We start from the raw sequence: 14736 nt of genomic DNA, 5'->3' as shown, positions 1-14736 counted from the left end.
GCGGCCGCCCGCGGGGCGCAACCCCGCGGGCGGCCACCCGGCCGGTCAGCGCCGGGCGTTCAGGCGCCGGGTCGGCTCGGCGGTGCTCGGGTCCTCCGGCCACGGGTGGCGCGGGTAGCGGCCCCGCAGCTCGGCCCGGACGGCCCGGTAGCCCTCGCGCCAGAACGAGGCGAGGTCGCCGGTCACGGCGGCCGGGCGCCCGGCGGGGGAGAGCAGGTGGACGGTGAGCGGCACCCGCCCGCCGGCCAGCGCGGGCGCGGCGGCCCAGCCGAACAGCTCCTGCAACTTGGCCGCCAGCACCGGCCGTTCGCCGCTGTAGTCGACCCGGATCCGGGAGCCGGACGGCACCGCGATCCGCTCCGGCGCCAGTTCGTCGAGCCGCCCGGCCGCGCCGCCCGCCCAGGGCAGCAGCCGCTGCAGGGCGCCCGCGGTGTCGATCCGGGCGAGGTCGGAGCGCCGCCGGGCGCGCGAGAGTTCGGGCTCCAGCCAGTCGTCCGCCCGGGCCAGCAGGGCCTCGTCCGAGACCGCCGGCCAGGGCTCGCCGAGCGCCGCGTGCAGGAAGGCCAGCCGCTCGCGCAGGCCGGCCGCCCCGGCCGGCCAGCTCAGCAGCTCACCGACGCCCTCCCGGGCCAGCCCCTCCAGCAGCGCGGCCCGCAGCAGCGCCGGCCGGGGCCGGTCCAGCGTCGCCGCGGCCAGCTCGACGGCGCCCAGCGACTCCACCCGTCGGGCGGTCACCTCGCGGCGCCGGACGTCCCAGCGCACCTCCTCCCGGGTGGTCAGCAGCGGGGCCCCCGCCAGCCGGGCCGTCTCCTCGTCCAGTGCGGCCGCGTGCAGCACCCGCGCGGACGGCGAGCCGGCCGGCCGGTCCGCCGCCGCGACGGCCAGCCAGGGCACCGAGCCGAGCGCGGTGCCCGGCGCCAGCTCGGCGGCGGTGCCCGAGGCCATCAGGTACGGGCTGCGGGCTCCCGGTTCGGGCTTCTCCACCCGGGCCCGGGCGATTCGCTCGGGGAAGGCCAGCGCCACCACCAGACCGACCGCCGTCGCGTCCGGCAGCGGGGTCGCCGGGCTCCCGTCCACCCCGCGCAGCAGTCGCCGCACCTCCTCGCGCCAGCGGCCCGGGTACGGGTCGCGGCCGTCCCGGACGGTCCGCAGCACGGCGCCCAGGTCGTCCCCGAGGGCGCGCGGCGGCTCCTCCGACAGCAGGGCCACCACCTCGGCGGCGCGCCGCGCGCCGACCGCCGGTGCGCCGTCCACCAGGGCGCGGGCGAGCCGGGGGTGGAGCCCCGTCCGGGCCAGCCGGACGCCGCGCGCGGTGGCCCGGCCGTCGGCGTCCACCGCGCCGAGCGCCCGCAGGGTCTGCCGGGCGGCGGCCATCGCCCCGGCCGGGGGCCGGTCGGGCAGCGCGAGCCCGGTCGCGTCCGGGTCGCCCCAGCAGGAGGCCTGGAGGGCGAACGGCGTCAGGTCGGCGAGCGCGATCTCGGGCGTCGGCCAGCGTGCGGCGAGGGCGTCCTCGGCCTCCGCCCAGCAGCGGTAGACGGTGCCCGGCGCCTCGCGCCCGGCCCGCCCGGCGCGCTGCCGGGCGGCGGCCAGCGAGGCCCGGACGGTCACCAGGCCGGCCAGGCCGCGCGCGTGGTCGGTGCGCGGCTCGCGCGCCAGGCCGGCGTCGACCACGACGCGCACCCCCGGCACGGTCAGGGAGGACTCGGCGACGGCGGTGGACAGCACCACCCGGCGGCCCTCGCCCGCCGCGAGCGCCGCGTCCTGCACCGACTGCGGGGCCCGGCCGTGCAACTGGAGCACCTGCGCCGGGGCGTCCGCGAGCAGCCCGGCGACCCGGGTGATCTCGCCGACGCCCGGCAGGAAGCAGAGCACGTCGCCCCGGCACTCGGTGAGCGCCCGCCGGACGGTGGCCGCGACGTGCTCCAGCAGCGCCGGGTCGACCCGGGTGCCGTGCGCGGGCCGGACGGCCCGGGGCGGCGGCGCCCACACCACGTCGACCGGGTGCGAGACGCCGTGCGCCTCGACGACGGGTGCCGGGCCCTCGGCGCCGCCGAGCAGCTCGGCCCAGGCGGCGGTGTCCGAGGTCGCCGAGGCGCAGACGATCCGCAGCTCCGGCCGCAGCGCCGCCCGGACGTCCAGCAGGAAGGCGAGCGCGGTGTCGGCGTCCAGGTGCCGTTCGTGGCACTCGTCCAGCACCACCACGTCCACCCCGGGAAGTTCCTGGTCGCGCTGGAGGCGCTGGAGCAGGACGCCGGTGGTCACCACCTCGACCACGGTGTCCGGCCCGACCCGGCGCTCGCCGCGCACGGTGTGGCCGACCTCGGCCCCCACCGTCGAGCCGAGCAGCCAGGCCATCCGCCGGGCCGCCGCCCGCACCGCGAGCCGGCGCGGCTCGGCGACCAGCACCCGGCGGACCGGGCGGTCGCCCTCCTCGGTGAGCAGCCCGGCGAGGGCCAGCGGCACCAGGGTGGTCTTGCCGGTGCCGGGCGGGGCGGCCAGCGCGGCCACCCCGCGCCGGTCGAGCGCGCGGTGCAGGGCCGGCAGGGCGGTACGGACGGGCAGATCGCGCCAGGCGGGGTTCACCCGGACAGTCTCCCCGACTCCCGGACGCCCCGGCCCGGCCCGGCCGCGGCGGCCCCGATTCCCCGGCCCGGCCGCGACGGGTGCCGGTCCGACGGCCCCGGCGGCCCGCTCAGTCCCGTTCGGAGACGAAGATCGCCGTGCCCGGGATCAGCCGCCCGCGCAGCGGCGACCAGCCGCCCCACTCCTGGTCGAGTCCGGCCGGCCACTCCGGCTCCACCACGTCCAGCAGCCGGAACCCGGCGCCGACCAGCTCGCGCACCCGGTCCCCGATCGTGCGGTGGTGCTCGACGTAGGTGGCCCGGCCCCGCTCGTCCTGCTCGACGTAGGGGGTGCGGTCGAAGTACGAGGCGGTGGCGGTCAGCCCCTCGACGCCGGGCTCGTCCGGGAACGCCCAGCGGATCGGGTGGGTCACCGAGAACACCCAGCGCCCGCCGGGCCGCAGCACCCGGTGCACCTCGCGCATCAGCGCGCCGGTGTCGGCGCTGAACGGCACCGCCCCGTACGCCGAGCAGGCCAGGTCGAAGGCGCCGTCGGCGAACGGCAGCACCGCCGCGTCGGCCTGGACGACCGGTACGGGCGTGCCGCCGCGGGCGAGGTCGATCCGGCGGGAGTGCTGGAGCTGGCGGTGCGAGATGTCCAGCGCGACCGGCCGGGCGCCCCGGGCGGCCAGCCAGCGGGAGCACTGGGCGGCGCCGGCGCCGATCTCCAGGACGCGGCGGTCCGCGACCTCCCCGAGCAGTCGCGCGTCGGCCTCGTCCAGGCCCTCCGGGCACCAGGTGAAGCGGTCGTCGCCGAGGAACTCGCCGTGCTCGTCCTGGTATTCGTCCGCGTTGCGGTCCCACCAGTGCCGGCTGGCCCGGCTGCTCTCGCCGGCCTCGGCCTCGCGCCTTAGCGCGTCGTCGCCGTCGTCGTCAAGATCATGCGGGTCGGACAGGGGGGTGGTGGCCACGGTGATAGAGCCCATCGCGTAGGGTGTGGTCTGCGGAAGCGCCGCTGCCGCGAGCCGGCCCGTCAGGGCCCGGATCCAGGCGGTGGCATCCGGGGAAGGGCTTCCTGCGGACGCCACCATAGGTGCGCAATCGGAGGATATGGCCTGATCCATACCGGCCTCCACCGTCTTGGCGCCCTTGGCGTTGACCGTGCCTGGCCGTCCCCGTATGCTACAAGTTGCGCTGCGGGCCTGCGCGCCTCGGACGGAGCAGGTCGCGCTCGCATCTGTCGAAGACCCCACGGTCGCAAGACGGACACCGATTTCTCGCTGTGCGGGATGTTTCGGTGCGCCGTGTTCTTGGCTGTCCGGCTTTCGGTGGGAGCGATACGGGCCCTCCGCGTGGCATTACCTACGACTTCATGTCCGCACCGGAGCCCTTTTCCTAATGACGAGCCCCACCGACTCCTCCCTCAGCACCACCCCGCAGGTCGCGGTCAACGACATCGGCGACGCGGAAGCGTTCCTCGCCGCGATCGACGAGACCATCAAGTACTTCAACGATGGCGACATCGTCGAGGGCGTCATCGTGAAGGTCGACCGTGACGAGGTGCTCCTCGACATCGGTTACAAGACCGAGGGCGTCATCCCGTCCCGTGAGCTCTCGATCAAGCACGACGTCGACCCGCACGAGGTCGTCTCCGTCGGGGACAACATCGAGGCCCTGGTTCTCCAGAAGGAGGACAAGGAGGGTCGTCTCATCCTGTCCAAGAAGCGTGCTCAGTACGAGCGCGCCTGGGGCACGATCGAGAAGATCAAGGAAGAGGACGGCATCGTCACCGGTACCGTCATCGAGGTCGTCAAGGGTGGTCTCATCCTCGACATCGGCCTCCGTGGCTTCCTGCCGGCCTCGCTCGTCGAGATGCGCCGCGTCCGCGACCTCCAGCCCTACGTGGGCAAGGAGCTCGAGGCCAAGATCATCGAGCTGGACAAGAACCGCAACAACGTGGTCCTGTCCCGCCGTGCCTGGCTGGAGCAGACCCAGAGCGAGGTCCGCCAGACCTTCCTCACCACCCTGCAGAAGGGTCAGGTGCGCTCCGGCGTCGTCTCCTCGATCGTCAACTTCGGTGCGTTCGTGGACCTCGGCGGCGTCGACGGTCTGGTTCACGTCTCCGAGCTGTCCTGGAAGCACATCGACCACCCGTCCGAGGTTGTCGAGGTCGGCCAGGAGGTCACCGTCGAGGTTCTCGACGTTGACATGGACCGCGAGCGCGTCTCCCTGTCGCTGAAGGCGACCCAGGAGGACCCGTGGCAGCAGTTCGCCCGTACCCACCAGATCGGCCAGGTCGTTCCGGGTAAGGTCACCAAGCTGGTTCCGTTCGGTGCGTTCGTCCGCGTGGACGAGGGCATCGAGGGTCTGGTCCACATCTCCGAGCTGGCCGAGCGCCACGTCGAGATCCCGGAGCAGGTCGTCCAGGTCGGCGACGAGATCTTCGTCAAGGTCATCGACATCGACCTCGAGCGTCGTCGCATCAGCCTCTCGCTGAAGCAGGCCAACGAGGCCCTCGGTGCCAACCCGGCCGAGGTCGAGTTCGACCCGACCCTGTACGGCATGGCCGCTTCGTACGACGACCAGGGCAACTACATCTACCCGGAGGGCTTCGACCCCGAGGCGAACGACTGGCTGCCCGGCTTCGAGAAGCAGCGTGAGGAGTGGGAGCGCCAGTACGCCGAGGCGCAGTCCCGCTTCGAGCAGCACCAGGCCCAGGTCATCAAGAGCCGCGAGGCCGACGCCGAGGCCGCTGCCGAGGGTGGCGACGCTGTCGCCGCCGCCGCCGGTGGCTCGTACTCCTCCAGCAGCGACGAGGGCTCCGGCGCTCTCGCTTCGGACGAGGCCCTGGCTGCCCTGCGCGAGAAGCTGGCGGGCGGCCAGAGCTGAGCTCTCGCCCTTCGCTAGTGCCCTGCGCATAGCCGCTTGATCGATGAGCCCCACCCGGAACTCCGGGTGGGGCTCATTGTTTTGGGCATTCACTTATTTGTTCCTTATCCGCTGGATTTTTGTGATAAGGGGCTCATCGGGTGCCTATGGGTGATTCGGGACCTAGGCCCTACCTTGGGATGAGTTGCCCGACGGGTCGTTCACTCCGGCCCCACACGCTAGGCACCCCCCGCACATGCGCCGTAGCACCGCAGTGACGCCCCCCACCCGCACGTCCGTCGGCCGTCAGGTCGACGGGCGGCTCGCTGCCCTCGGCCGGTTCTGCTTCCGGCACCGGCGGTGGGTCCTCGGTCTCTGGGCCGTCGTCCTGGTGGTCGGGGTCCTGATCGGCGGCCGGGTGTTCGAGGGGTCCGTCGCCGGTGCCTCCTCGGCCAGTTCCGAGGCCGACCGCGGCAGCGCGGTGGTCACCGCGGCCGACCCGGCCCGGGGCACGGTGACCGCGGTGGTGGACGGCAGGCCCGTCGACGACCCGGGGGTCCGGGACGCCGTCACCCGCGCCACCGCCGAGATCGCCGCACTGCCGGGGGTCTCCTCGGTCAGCGACGCCTACGGCCCCGGCCCGGCCGCCGTCGCGCTGCGCTCGGCCGACGGCGACGCCGGCCTGGTCTCGGTCCGGATGGCCGACGACAGCACCGCCGCGCAGACCGACGCCGTCGGCCGGCGCCTCGCCGGGATCCGGGCGGACGGGGCCGAGGTCACCGTCGGCGGCGACCTCGTGCTGGAGCAGGAGGTCAAGAAGCAGACCGAGAAGGACACCCGGTTCGGCGAGATCGTCACCCTGCCGCTCACCCTGGTCGTCATGGTGCTGGTCTTCGGCGGCCTGGCCGCCGCCAGCCTGCCGGTGATCGGCGCGGTCGCCTCGGTGGGCGGCGCGCTGCTGGCCATGTTCGGGTTCAGCAGGATCATGGACATCGACACCAGCGTGCTGCCGATCGCCACCGTGCTGGGACTGGGCCTGTCGATCGACTACGCACTGCTCATGGTGAATCGTTTCCGCGAGGAACGCGGGCACGGCGCGGGCATCGCCGCCGCCGTCGAACGGACCGCCGCCACCGCGGGCCGGACGGTGGCCTTCTCCGGACTGACCGTCGCCGTGGCGCTCTCCGGCCTCTTCGTCTTCACCAGCCCGGTGCTCGGCGCGGTCGCCGCCGCCGGAGTCAGCGTGGTGGTGATCGCCGTGGCCGCGGCGCTGACCCTGATACCCGCGCTGCTCGGCTTCGCCGGGAGCCGGATCAAGGCACCGAGCGCGCCCGTCCCCGACGAGGGCTTCTTCAGTCGCACCGTCCGCCGGGTCCGCAAGCGCGCCGTCCCCGTCGCCCTCGCCTGCACCGCGCTGCTGATGGCCGCCGGGGCGCCGTTCCTGCACGCCGACATGCGGACCTCCGGGGCCGCCGTGCTGCCCGCCTCCTCGGCCGGCCGGCAGGTCGCCGAGACCATCGACCAGCGCTTCCCGCAGTCCGCCCAGGCCCCGATCACCGTGGTCGTCGAGGGCGGCGCGCCGGTGGCCCAGGCGTACGCGGACGACGTGGTCGCCAAGCTGCCCGGAGTGGACGGCGTCCGGGCGGTGACCCCGGTCGGCGACCGGCTCTCCACCATCGACGTGCTGGTGCACGGCGATCCCCAGGGCGCCGAGGCCGAACAGGTGGTCAAGGAGCTGCGCGCCGACCGGAGCGGGCTCGCCACCTACGTCACGGGCGGGGCCGCCTCGGTGGTCGACTTCCAGCACGAACTGCTCACCCGGGGCCCGATCGCGCTCGGCCTGGTGGCGCTCGGGACGCTGGTGCTGCTCTTCCTGATGACGGGATCGCTGGTGATGCCGGTCAAGGCCCTGCTGATGAACCTGCTCTCGCTCGGCGCCTCCCTGGGCGCGCTCACCCTGGTCTTCCAGGACGGCTGGTTCAGCGGTCTGCTCGGCTTCAGCCCCACGGGCGGGCTGGAGACGTTCATCCCGGTGCTGGTCTTCGCCTTCGCGTTCGGCCTGTCGATGGACTACGAGGTGTTCCTGCTCGCCCGGATCAAGGAACTGCGGGACAAGGGGCACAGCTGTACCCGGGCGGTCGAACTGGGCGTCCAGCGCAGCGGGAAGATCATCACCTCGGCGGCCCTGCTGATGGTGATCGTCTTCGCCGGATTCGCGCTCGGCGACATGCTGATGGTCAAGCAGATGGGCATCGCGCTGGCCGTCGCCGTGGCGGTGGACGCCACCCTGGTCCGCTGCCTGCTGGTGCCCGCCGCGATGAGCCTCTTCGGCGAGTTCAACTGGTGGGCCCCGGCTCCGCTACGGCGGCTGCACCGGCGGTTCGGCCTCAGCGAGCACGTCGAACTGCCGGCCATCGAGCCGGCCGTGCTGCCGGTGCAGCGGACCCCCGTCCACGACCTGGCCGGCGCCGGGGTGGCCGCGAACACCTGATCAGCCGGGCTGCCGGAGCAGGGCGAGCCGGCCGGCGGTGCGGTCGAGGTCGCGCAGCGGACCGGAGCCGGCGGGCAGTCCGGCGAGCGGGTCGGCGCCGATCAGCACCAGGCGGGTGTCTCGGTCGCAGCAGACGTCGACCAGGTTGGCGAAGCGCTGGCGCGCGTCGGAGGAGGCGGCGGCCAGCGGCGGCCCGCCGCCGTGCGCGGCGGTCAGGGCAGGCGGCGCAGCAGGGCGACGGCGTCGCGGAGGGTCTCCCGCTCCCCGGGGGTGAGTCGGGCCTCGATGGCGGTGGCGATCCGGGCCTCGCGGCGGGCGCGCTGCTCGGCGAGGGCGGCGCGGCCGGCCCCGGTGGGGGAGACGAGCAGCTTGCGTCCGTCGGTGGCGTGCGGCTCCTGGGTGACCAGGCCGGCCCCGGTGAGCAGCGCGACCGTGCGGGCCATCGACTGGTGGCGGACGCGCTGGCGGGTGGCGAGTTCGCTGACGGTGAGGGCCTGCCCGTCGCGGATCAGCAGGCCGAGGACGCCCGCCTGGTTCTGCGGCAGGGTGTCGCCGGGGCGGAGCGCGCGGACCAGGTCGCCGACGGCGGCGCGGAGGTCGGCGGCCAGTTCGAGGGTCTCCGGACGCGGAGCGGCGGCGGTGTCGCGGCCGCCTGCGGTGTCGCTGGTCATGGGAGAAGTCTATCGCTCAGGTGTGCAGCGAAACTGCACAGCCTTGCTGTACGGTTTTCCCATGCGAATCACCAAGTTCGGCCATGCCTGCGTCCGCCTGGAGCACGGCGGCACCACCGTCGTCGTCGACCCCGGGATGTTCACCGACCCCGCCGCCTTCATAGGCGCGGACGCGGTGCTGATCACCCACGAGCACGCCGACCACTTCGAGGAGGCCCGGCTGCGCGCCGCTCTGGAGGCCGACCCGGCGCTGCGGGTCTGGACCAACCGAGCGGTCGCCGACCAGCTGGAGGGCGTCGCCCCTCGGGTCGCGGTGGTCGGCGAGGGCGACGCCTTCGAGATCGGCGGGATCGAGGTCTCCGTGCACGGCGAGTGGCACGCGGTGATCCACCCGGACATCCCGCCGGTGAAGAACATCGGCTTCCTCTTCGACGGCCGGCTCTTCCACCCCGGTGACGCGCTGACCGTGCCGCCGCACGTCGTGGAGACGCTGCTGCTCCCGATCGCCGCCCCCTGGACCAAGGTCTCCGAACTGGTCGACTACGTCCGGGAGGCGGGCCCGCGCCGGGCGCTGCCGATCCACGACGCGGTGCTCAGCCCGGCGGGCCTGGCCGTGCACACCCGCCTGGTCGGCCCCGGCGGCCCGGGGACGGGCGCCGAGCTGCGCACCCTCGGGGACGGCGAGAGCCTCGACCTGGACTGAACCGGGTCGGGGCTGACCGCGGGCCGGGGCCGCCGGTAGCCTGGCGCCATGCTGAAGATCGGACTGACGGGTGGCATCGGTGCGGGCAAGAGCGAGGTGTCGCGGCTGCTCGCCGCCCACGGCGCGGTGATCGTGGACTCGGACGTGATCGCCCGTGAGGTGGTCGCCCCCGGGACGGACGGCCTGGGCGCCGTGGTGGCCGAGTTCGGCGAGGGCGTGCTGCGGCCGGACGGTGCGCTGGACCGCCCGGCGCTCGGCGCCGTCGTCTTCGCCGACCCCGAGCGGCTGCGGGCGCTGAACGCGATCGTCCACCCGCTGGTCCGGGCCCGGTCCGCCGAGCTGGAGGCGGCCGCCGCCCCGGACGCGGTGGTGGTGCACGACGTCCCGCTGCTGGCGGAGAACGGTCTCGCCCCGCTGTACGACCTGGTCCTGGTGGTCGACGCCGACGACGAGGTGCGGATCGACCGGCTGGTCCGGCTGCGCGGCATGACCGAGGAGGAGGCCCGGGCCCGGATGGCCGCGCAGGCCTCCCGGGCCGACCGGCTGGCCGTCGCGGGCGTGGTGATCGACAACAGCGGACCGCTGGAAGCACTCGCCCCCCGGGTCGACGAGGTCTGGAACGCGTTGAAGACCCGTCAGGGCTGACCCTTCTCGAAGCCGGCCGGGAAGGCGATCATGGGGGGATGGCCGATCACCCCGCTCCCGCCGCCGCTGCCGCACCCGCCGCCGCATCCGCACCCGCTGCCGTTCGCCTCGCCGAGTACGCCCGACGCGACCTCGAAGAGATCCTGGGCGCCGGTGACGATCCCTTCGGGGTCGCGCACACCGGCCTGACCTGGCTGCCGAAGGAGATCCACTTCGGCGTCCGGGCGGCGGACGGCCGCCTGGTCGCCCACGCCGGCCTGCTGCCGCTGCCGCTGACGGTCGGCGGGACGGACACCGAGGCGGTGGGGGTCGGCGGCGTGGCCGTCGCCCCCGACGCCCGGGGCCGGGGCCTGGCCCGGGTAGTGGTCGGCGCGGCCCTGGCGCACGCCCGGACGCTGGGCCCGCGGTACGCGCTGCTGTTCTGCCGGCCGCCGCTGGTCGCGCTCTACGAGCGGCTCGGCTGGCGGGAGGCGGCGGGTGAGGTGCTGGTGGAGCAGCCGGGCGGGCGGGTCGTGCCGATGCCGCTGCGGACCATGTGGACACCGCTGACCGAGGGGGCGCGGCTGCCCGACGGGCCGGTGCGGCTGCGGTCGTTGCCGATGTGAGCCCGCCGTTCCCGCCCGCACCCCGGCGGCCGGTTCAGGCGCGGGCGGTTCAGGCGCGGGCGGCCTCGCCGGCGTGCTCGGCCGCCGCGGCGGCCAGCGCCCGGACGAAGGGGTGCGCCCGGGTGCCGTCCCCGGCCAGTTCGGGCTGGAAGAGGGAGGTCCGCCGCGCGCTGGCTGGACGCTCCCGACCTGGCGCCGGACGCGGCCCGGCTGCGGGCAGCCACCGCCGTCGACGGGTTCCGCCCGGCCGCGCGCTACCTGGGTACGGACGTCCGTGGCCTGCTCGCCCTGGTCGCCGCCGGGCACGGCCTGGTCGTCCTCCCGGCCCCGGCGGCGGAGGGCGCGGCGGGTGTCGTCGCCGTGCCGGTCCGGGAGCCGCGGCTGGTCCACCGGACGGAGCTGGTGCACGGCAGCCTGCCGGAGGGTCCGGCGGCGCTGCTGGCCCGGCTGCTGGCCGGCTGACGGACTGTCGGTCGGGCGGAACCCGGGCGGAACCCGGGCGGGCTTGGCGGTGGGGCGGTCCGGCGGGTCCGGTCCCGGCCGAGTCTCAGCCGACGACCGGCGCGCCGTGGCAGCACGGCCGGCCGAGCTCGAAGCAGACGTACTCCAGGCAGCCGAGGCAGATCGAGAGGTTCTCCAGCCGCCAGCGCTCGCCGTGGCAGGAGCAGTACGCCCGGCCGCGCAGCAGGGCGTCCCAGCCGGCCGCGCCGCCGTTCGCCCGGTGGGCGCTCGCCACGTACGCGGCCGTGGCGGCGTCGTGCGGCCGGCCCTCGCGGATGGTCCACAGGTGCCAGCAGTACAGGGCGAAGAACGGCTTCCCGTCCACCAGCCGGTCCGGGGCCCGCCCGCCGGCCTCCCAGGCCCGGACCAGGTCGCCGACCCGGTCGGCGAACGGCTTCCCGGTCCCGATCAGCGGCCAAGGCGCGGGCGGTGGAGCCGAGTTCGTCGGTCGGTCGTCGGTCATGTGTCACCCCTTCCGGCGCCCACCGTAGGGCATCGGCGTCCGGCGACGGCCAGGGGGGCGGCGACGAGGAGTCCGCCTTCCGGTACCCCTCGCGGGACCACTGCCCCGGCGCGGTCCTGAGCTGCCGCGGCCGCGCCCGCGCCCGGTGGTCGGCGGGACCGCCCCCGGCCGCCCGCCGGACCGACCGGCCGCCGCCGTACGGCCCGGAACCGGGCCCGGCTACCCTGGGCCGGAACCGAACGGGTGGAGGTGGGGGGCATGAAGCCCTTGCGCAGGGCTGTCCTGGCGGCGGCCGCCGTGCCGCTGCTGGCGCTGACGGCGTGCCAGAGCGGCGGTACGGGGACGGGGGAGGCCACCCCGTCGGCGGGTGCCACGACGGGCACCGGCGGGCCGACGGCCGAGGTGCGGTTCCCGGAGAAGGTGCTCCTCGACACGCTGCCCACCGCGACCGAGGTCGGCGGGCTGGTCCTCTCGGTGAGCACGCACGCCGGGACGCCGGACGAGCGCTGCGTCCTGGTCACCGTCGGCGCGGACGGCGCGGCGCGGAAGGTGCGCAGCTTCGCGGTCAGCAACGGGCTCGCCAAGCCGCCGACCAACATCCGCGGCTGTGCGACCCCGGCCGGCTTCACCGCCGGCTTCGCCGGGATGGTCGGCACCGCGCAGTACGGCTTCCAGGACGCGGACCACCCCGGTGAGCCCCGCGTCTCCGTGCTCGGCCAGGGCGGCCCGGCCGACCTCAAGGACATCTCCGGCCTGCCCGCCGCCGGTGCGGGCACCCGCCAGAGCGCCCCGGTCGTCGACCCGGTGAGCGGCGAGGTCGTGCACTGGACCGAGTCGAGCGGTCCGGCGGCCGACGGGCGCCTGCGGGCCGTCCGGCCGGACGGCACCGGGGAGCACCCGGTCGAGGGGATCGGCGTGCGCGCCCCCGAGGCGCTCGCCTTCCTCGGCGGCCGGGTGGTGTCGGCGCAGGTGGCGAAGCGGGCGGTGGCCAACGGCGACGGCTCGCTGACGGTCGCCGCGGACGACCGGCGGACCGTCCGGGTCGGCCCGGTGGCCACGCTCGCCGCCAACCCGGTCGCGGAGGTCAGCGGCGGAGTGCTCAACCCCAAGGCGCTGGTGGGCGACCGCCAGGTGCTCAGCGCCGACGGGCGCGAACTCGCGCTGGCCACCGTGGACACCGCCGACCCGGCCCACCCGCGGATCGCGCTCAAGCCGCTCGCCACCATCCCCGAGCAGTTCTGGGGGCCCGCCGTCCAGGAGGAGGCGTTCGTGGTCGACCGCGCCGCCAACGCGGCGTACACCACCGTCCAGCACGGCTCGGAGGACCAGGGGCAGCGGGTGCTGGTCCTGCGGGTCGACCTCGCCACCGGCGCGGTGAGCGCGGTGGCGATGCTGCTGACCGACGGTGGGCGGGTGATGCCGCTCGCCGTCGTGGCGTAGCGGCACCACGCGCCCCCGGCACCACGCGCCCCCGGCACCACGCGAACCCCGGCGCCCGGGCCTACTCGGCCGGGCGCCGGAACAGGGCGCTCAGCAGCACCGGGATGCCGAAGAGCGGCGACTCGGGCCCGTGCGGCACCATCGGGCGGATCTCGATCTCGGTGAACTCCGAGAAAAGGTGGCGCAGTTCGTCCGGGGTGTAGGCGAGGCCGCCGTCCAGCCGGCCGTTGCGGTAGAGCTCCCGGTCGGGGAGTTCGGAGCCCATGGCGCCGGCCGCGAAGGCGTTCACGACGAGGTGCCCGCCGGGCTTCAACACCCGTTCCAGGAGGGCGAGGTAGCTGATCCGCCGATGCGGCGGGAGGTGGTGCAGGCAGCCCGAGTCGTACACCAGGTCGTACTGCCGGTGCGGGAGTTCGACGGTGAAGATGTTGCCGCAGTGGAAGCGCACGTCGGCGCCGGCCTCGCGGGCCCGTTCGCCGGCCCAGGCGACGGCGGTGGGGGAGAGGTCGACGGCGTCCACCTCGAAGCCCTGCGAGGCGAGGTGGATGGCGTTGCGTCCCGGGCCGGCGCCGAGGTCCAGGGCACGGCCGGGGGTGAGCAGGCCGCGGTCCAGGTAGGAGACGAGGTTCTCGTCGGGCTTGGGGACGAAGAAGGGGCGCGGCGCGGAGCGGTCCGCGTAGAACTGGTCCCACCAGTCGCGGGCCTGGTCCGTCCACCGGTCGGCGGCGGGGAGGAAGAGCTGGTCCAGCAGGTCCAGGACGTCGTCGGTGGTGCGGATGTCGCGGTGCATCTGGTCCTCTCCACGGGCGGACGCGGGGCCGTCCGGTCCCCTCGATTCTAGTCGCCGGAAGAGAGAAAGTGGCTGGTGAGAGGCCATTTCCCGGCCGGTGGAGGCCGTGCCGGAAGCCCGCCGGGGCGGCCCCGACGGCCCGTCGGACGGCTCTGGCCCCACCCCTCGCGGCCCGCCGCGTCCGCCCGCCGGGGGTGCCTCCGGCGGCCGTCGAGGGGGCGTGGGGAGCTCGGCGGAGGGGGCCGTTTCCCCAGCAGGAGGTAAAGCTTTCCGGGCCGTCACCGGCCGCCGGTCGCCCCGCCGCCGGTCGCCCCGCCGCAGGCGTGGTCGAGCGCGTGGCCGATCGCGGTGGCGACGTCCTCGGCGACCAGGGTGGGCCGGTACGCGTCCTGCGCCCACGGGCGGCCGGCCGACACCCAGACGCTGCCCAGGCCGAGCGCGTGCGCGCCCGCGATGTCGGCGTGCGCCGAGTCGCCGACCATCCAGGCGCCGCCGAGCGGCTGCCCCACCGTCTCGGCCGCGGCCCGGAAGATCTCCGGAGCGGGCTTCTTGTGGCCGACGGCCTCGGAGACCACCCAGCCCTGGACGATCCGGTCGAGCCCGGTACGGCGGATCTTCGCCTCCTGCTGCCCGGTACGGCCGTTGGTGACGATGACGCACGCCCAGCCGTCGGCCCGGGCCCGGGCCAGTGCCCGGCGGGTGGGAGCGGCGACCTCCACGAGGTCGGCTCCACCGTTGTCGAGCAGGGCGTCGACGGCGCGCGCCGGTACCGAACTCCCGTACCGGGCCGCCAGGGCGGCGGCCATCCGGTCCTCCGGGGTGTACCCGCTCGCGTCGAGTTCCGCGATCCAGCCGAGGTCGCTGCCGGGCAGGCCGTGCTCGGCCAGGAACGCCCGGGCGGAGGCCAGGAAGGCGGCATCACGGTCGATCAGGGTGTTGTCGAGGTCCAGCATCAGCAGCGGCATGACCGGCAGTAGACCACAGGCGTCGCCGGCGAC

The 14736-nt window shown here is 75.2% G+C and carries 12 protein-coding genes; 6 read left to right on the top strand and 6 right to left on the bottom strand.

Translation table 11 applies throughout. The features are described from left to right. Window positions 1-45: 45 nt before the first annotated feature. The gene (gene hrpB / locus ABZ497_RS00660; RefSeq protein WP_359802419.1) at window positions 46-2583 is read right to left on the bottom strand and encodes an ATP-dependent helicase HrpB; all 2538 of its coding nucleotides are present in this window, start codon (window positions 2581-2583) and stop codon (window positions 46-48) included. Between the two features lie 109 nt (window positions 2584-2692). Then, entirely contained in the window at window positions 2693-3547 is an 855-nt protein-coding gene (locus ABZ497_RS00655) for a class I SAM-dependent methyltransferase (RefSeq protein WP_329487184.1), read from the bottom strand. A 412-nt stretch (window positions 3548-3959) separates the two neighbouring features. On the opposite strand from ABZ497_RS00655, the gene rpsA reads away from it, so the two are divergent. Together rpsA and ABZ497_RS00645 are read left to right on the top strand one after the other, a co-directional pair. Beyond that, complete coding sequence (gene rpsA / locus ABZ497_RS00650) at window positions 3960-5450, top strand: 30S ribosomal protein S1 (protein ID WP_329487183.1); 1491 nt, start codon at window positions 3960-3962, stop codon at window positions 5448-5450. A 235-nt stretch (window positions 5451-5685) separates the two neighbouring features. Continuing rightward, the gene (locus ABZ497_RS00645) at window positions 5686-7920 is read left to right on the top strand and encodes an MMPL family transporter (protein WP_359802415.1); all 2235 of its coding nucleotides are present in this window, start codon (window positions 5686-5688) and stop codon (window positions 7918-7920) included. Window positions 7921-8132: 212 nt separating this feature from the next. Here ABZ497_RS00645 and ABZ497_RS00640 read toward each other — a convergent pair whose 3' ends face one another. Then, window positions 8133-8591 (bottom strand): MarR family transcriptional regulator, encoded by a 459-nt coding sequence (locus tag ABZ497_RS00640; RefSeq protein WP_359802412.1) that lies wholly within the window; start codon window positions 8589-8591, stop codon window positions 8133-8135. Between the two features lie 61 nt (window positions 8592-8652). Here ABZ497_RS00640 and ABZ497_RS00635 point away from each other — a divergent pair, with 61 nt between their 5' ends. The 3 genes from ABZ497_RS00635 to ABZ497_RS00625 are packed head-to-tail and all read left to right on the top strand — an operon-like array spanning window position 8653 to window position 10544. Beyond that, a complete protein-coding gene (locus ABZ497_RS00635) occupies window positions 8653-9294 on the top strand; it encodes an MBL fold metallo-hydrolase (protein ID WP_359802409.1) in 642 nt (213 codons plus the stop codon). A 48-nt stretch (window positions 9295-9342) separates the two neighbouring features. Beyond that, entirely contained in the window at window positions 9343-9939 is a 597-nt protein-coding gene (gene coaE / locus ABZ497_RS00630) for a dephospho-CoA kinase (protein WP_359802408.1), read from the top strand. A gap of 38 nt (window positions 9940-9977) precedes the next feature. Then, complete coding sequence (locus ABZ497_RS00625; RefSeq protein WP_359802405.1) at window positions 9978-10544, top strand: GNAT family N-acetyltransferase; 567 nt, start codon at window positions 9978-9980, stop codon at window positions 10542-10544. Between the two features lie 547 nt (window positions 10545-11091). Here the strand turns inward: ABZ497_RS00625 and ABZ497_RS00620 are convergent. Further along, window positions 11092-11508 (bottom strand): hypothetical protein, encoded by a 417-nt coding sequence (locus ABZ497_RS00620; RefSeq protein WP_359802402.1) that lies wholly within the window; start codon window positions 11506-11508, stop codon window positions 11092-11094. Between the two features lie 258 nt (window positions 11509-11766). Between ABZ497_RS00620 and ABZ497_RS00615 the strand changes: the two genes are divergently transcribed. After that, window positions 11767-12948: a hypothetical protein gene (locus ABZ497_RS00615; protein ID WP_359802400.1), complete on the top strand. Its 1182-nt coding sequence runs from the start codon at window positions 11767-11769 to the stop codon at window positions 12946-12948. Between the two features lie 61 nt (window positions 12949-13009). Here the strand turns inward: ABZ497_RS00615 and ABZ497_RS00610 are convergent, their stop codons facing one another. Together ABZ497_RS00610 and ABZ497_RS00605 are read right to left on the bottom strand one after the other, a co-directional pair. Beyond that, window positions 13010-13738 carry a methyltransferase domain-containing protein gene (locus ABZ497_RS00610; protein WP_359802397.1) on the bottom strand — a complete coding sequence of 243 codons (729 nt, stop codon included), beginning with the start codon at window positions 13736-13738 and terminating at the stop codon, window positions 13010-13012. Window positions 13739-14016: 278 nt separating this feature from the next. Beyond that, window positions 14017-14703, bottom strand: coding sequence for an HAD family hydrolase (locus ABZ497_RS00605; RefSeq protein WP_359802394.1), 687 nt, complete (start codon window positions 14701-14703; stop codon window positions 14017-14019). Between the last annotated feature and the right edge of the window lie 33 nt (window positions 14704-14736).

Origin of the sequence: Kitasatospora sp. NPDC005751 (assembly GCF_040630835.1) — a bacterium.
Taxonomy (GTDB): domain Bacteria; phylum Actinomycetota; class Actinomycetes; order Streptomycetales; family Streptomycetaceae; genus Kitasatospora.
The sequence above is the reverse complement of the archived record's forward strand: the minus strand, read 5'-3'. Positions and strand labels throughout refer to the sequence as shown.

Excerpts from the sequence above, each read along its gene's own strand:
- ABZ497_RS00655 (WP_329487184.1), bottom strand. The coding sequence starts at position 3,547 with ATGGGCTCTATCACCGTGGCCACCACCCCCCTGTCCGACCCGCATGAT.
- rpsA (WP_329487183.1), top strand. The coding sequence starts at position 3,960 with ATGACGAGCCCCACCGACTCCTCCCTCAGCACCACCCCGCAGGTCGCG.
- ABZ497_RS00645 (WP_359802415.1), top strand. The coding sequence starts at position 5,686 with ATGCGCCGTAGCACCGCAGTGACGCCCCCCACCCGCACGTCCGTCGGC.
- ABZ497_RS00640 (WP_359802412.1), bottom strand. The coding sequence starts at position 8,591 with ATGACCAGCGACACCGCAGGCGGCCGCGACACCGCCGCCGCTCCGCGT.
- ABZ497_RS00635 (WP_359802409.1), top strand. The coding sequence starts at position 8,653 with ATGCGAATCACCAAGTTCGGCCATGCCTGCGTCCGCCTGGAGCACGGC.
- coaE (WP_359802408.1), top strand. The coding sequence starts at position 9,343 with ATGCTGAAGATCGGACTGACGGGTGGCATCGGTGCGGGCAAGAGCGAG.
- ABZ497_RS00625 (WP_359802405.1), top strand. The coding sequence starts at position 9,978 with ATGGCCGATCACCCCGCTCCCGCCGCCGCTGCCGCACCCGCCGCCGCA.
- ABZ497_RS00620 (WP_359802402.1), bottom strand. The coding sequence starts at position 11,508 with ATGACCGACGACCGACCGACGAACTCGGCTCCACCGCCCGCGCCTTGG.
- ABZ497_RS00615 (WP_359802400.1), top strand. The coding sequence starts at position 11,767 with ATGAAGCCCTTGCGCAGGGCTGTCCTGGCGGCGGCCGCCGTGCCGCTG.
- ABZ497_RS00610 (WP_359802397.1), bottom strand. The coding sequence starts at position 13,738 with ATGCACCGCGACATCCGCACCACCGACGACGTCCTGGACCTGCTGGAC.
- ABZ497_RS00605 (WP_359802394.1), bottom strand. The coding sequence starts at position 14,703 with ATGCCGCTGCTGATGCTGGACCTCGACAACACCCTGATCGACCGTGAT.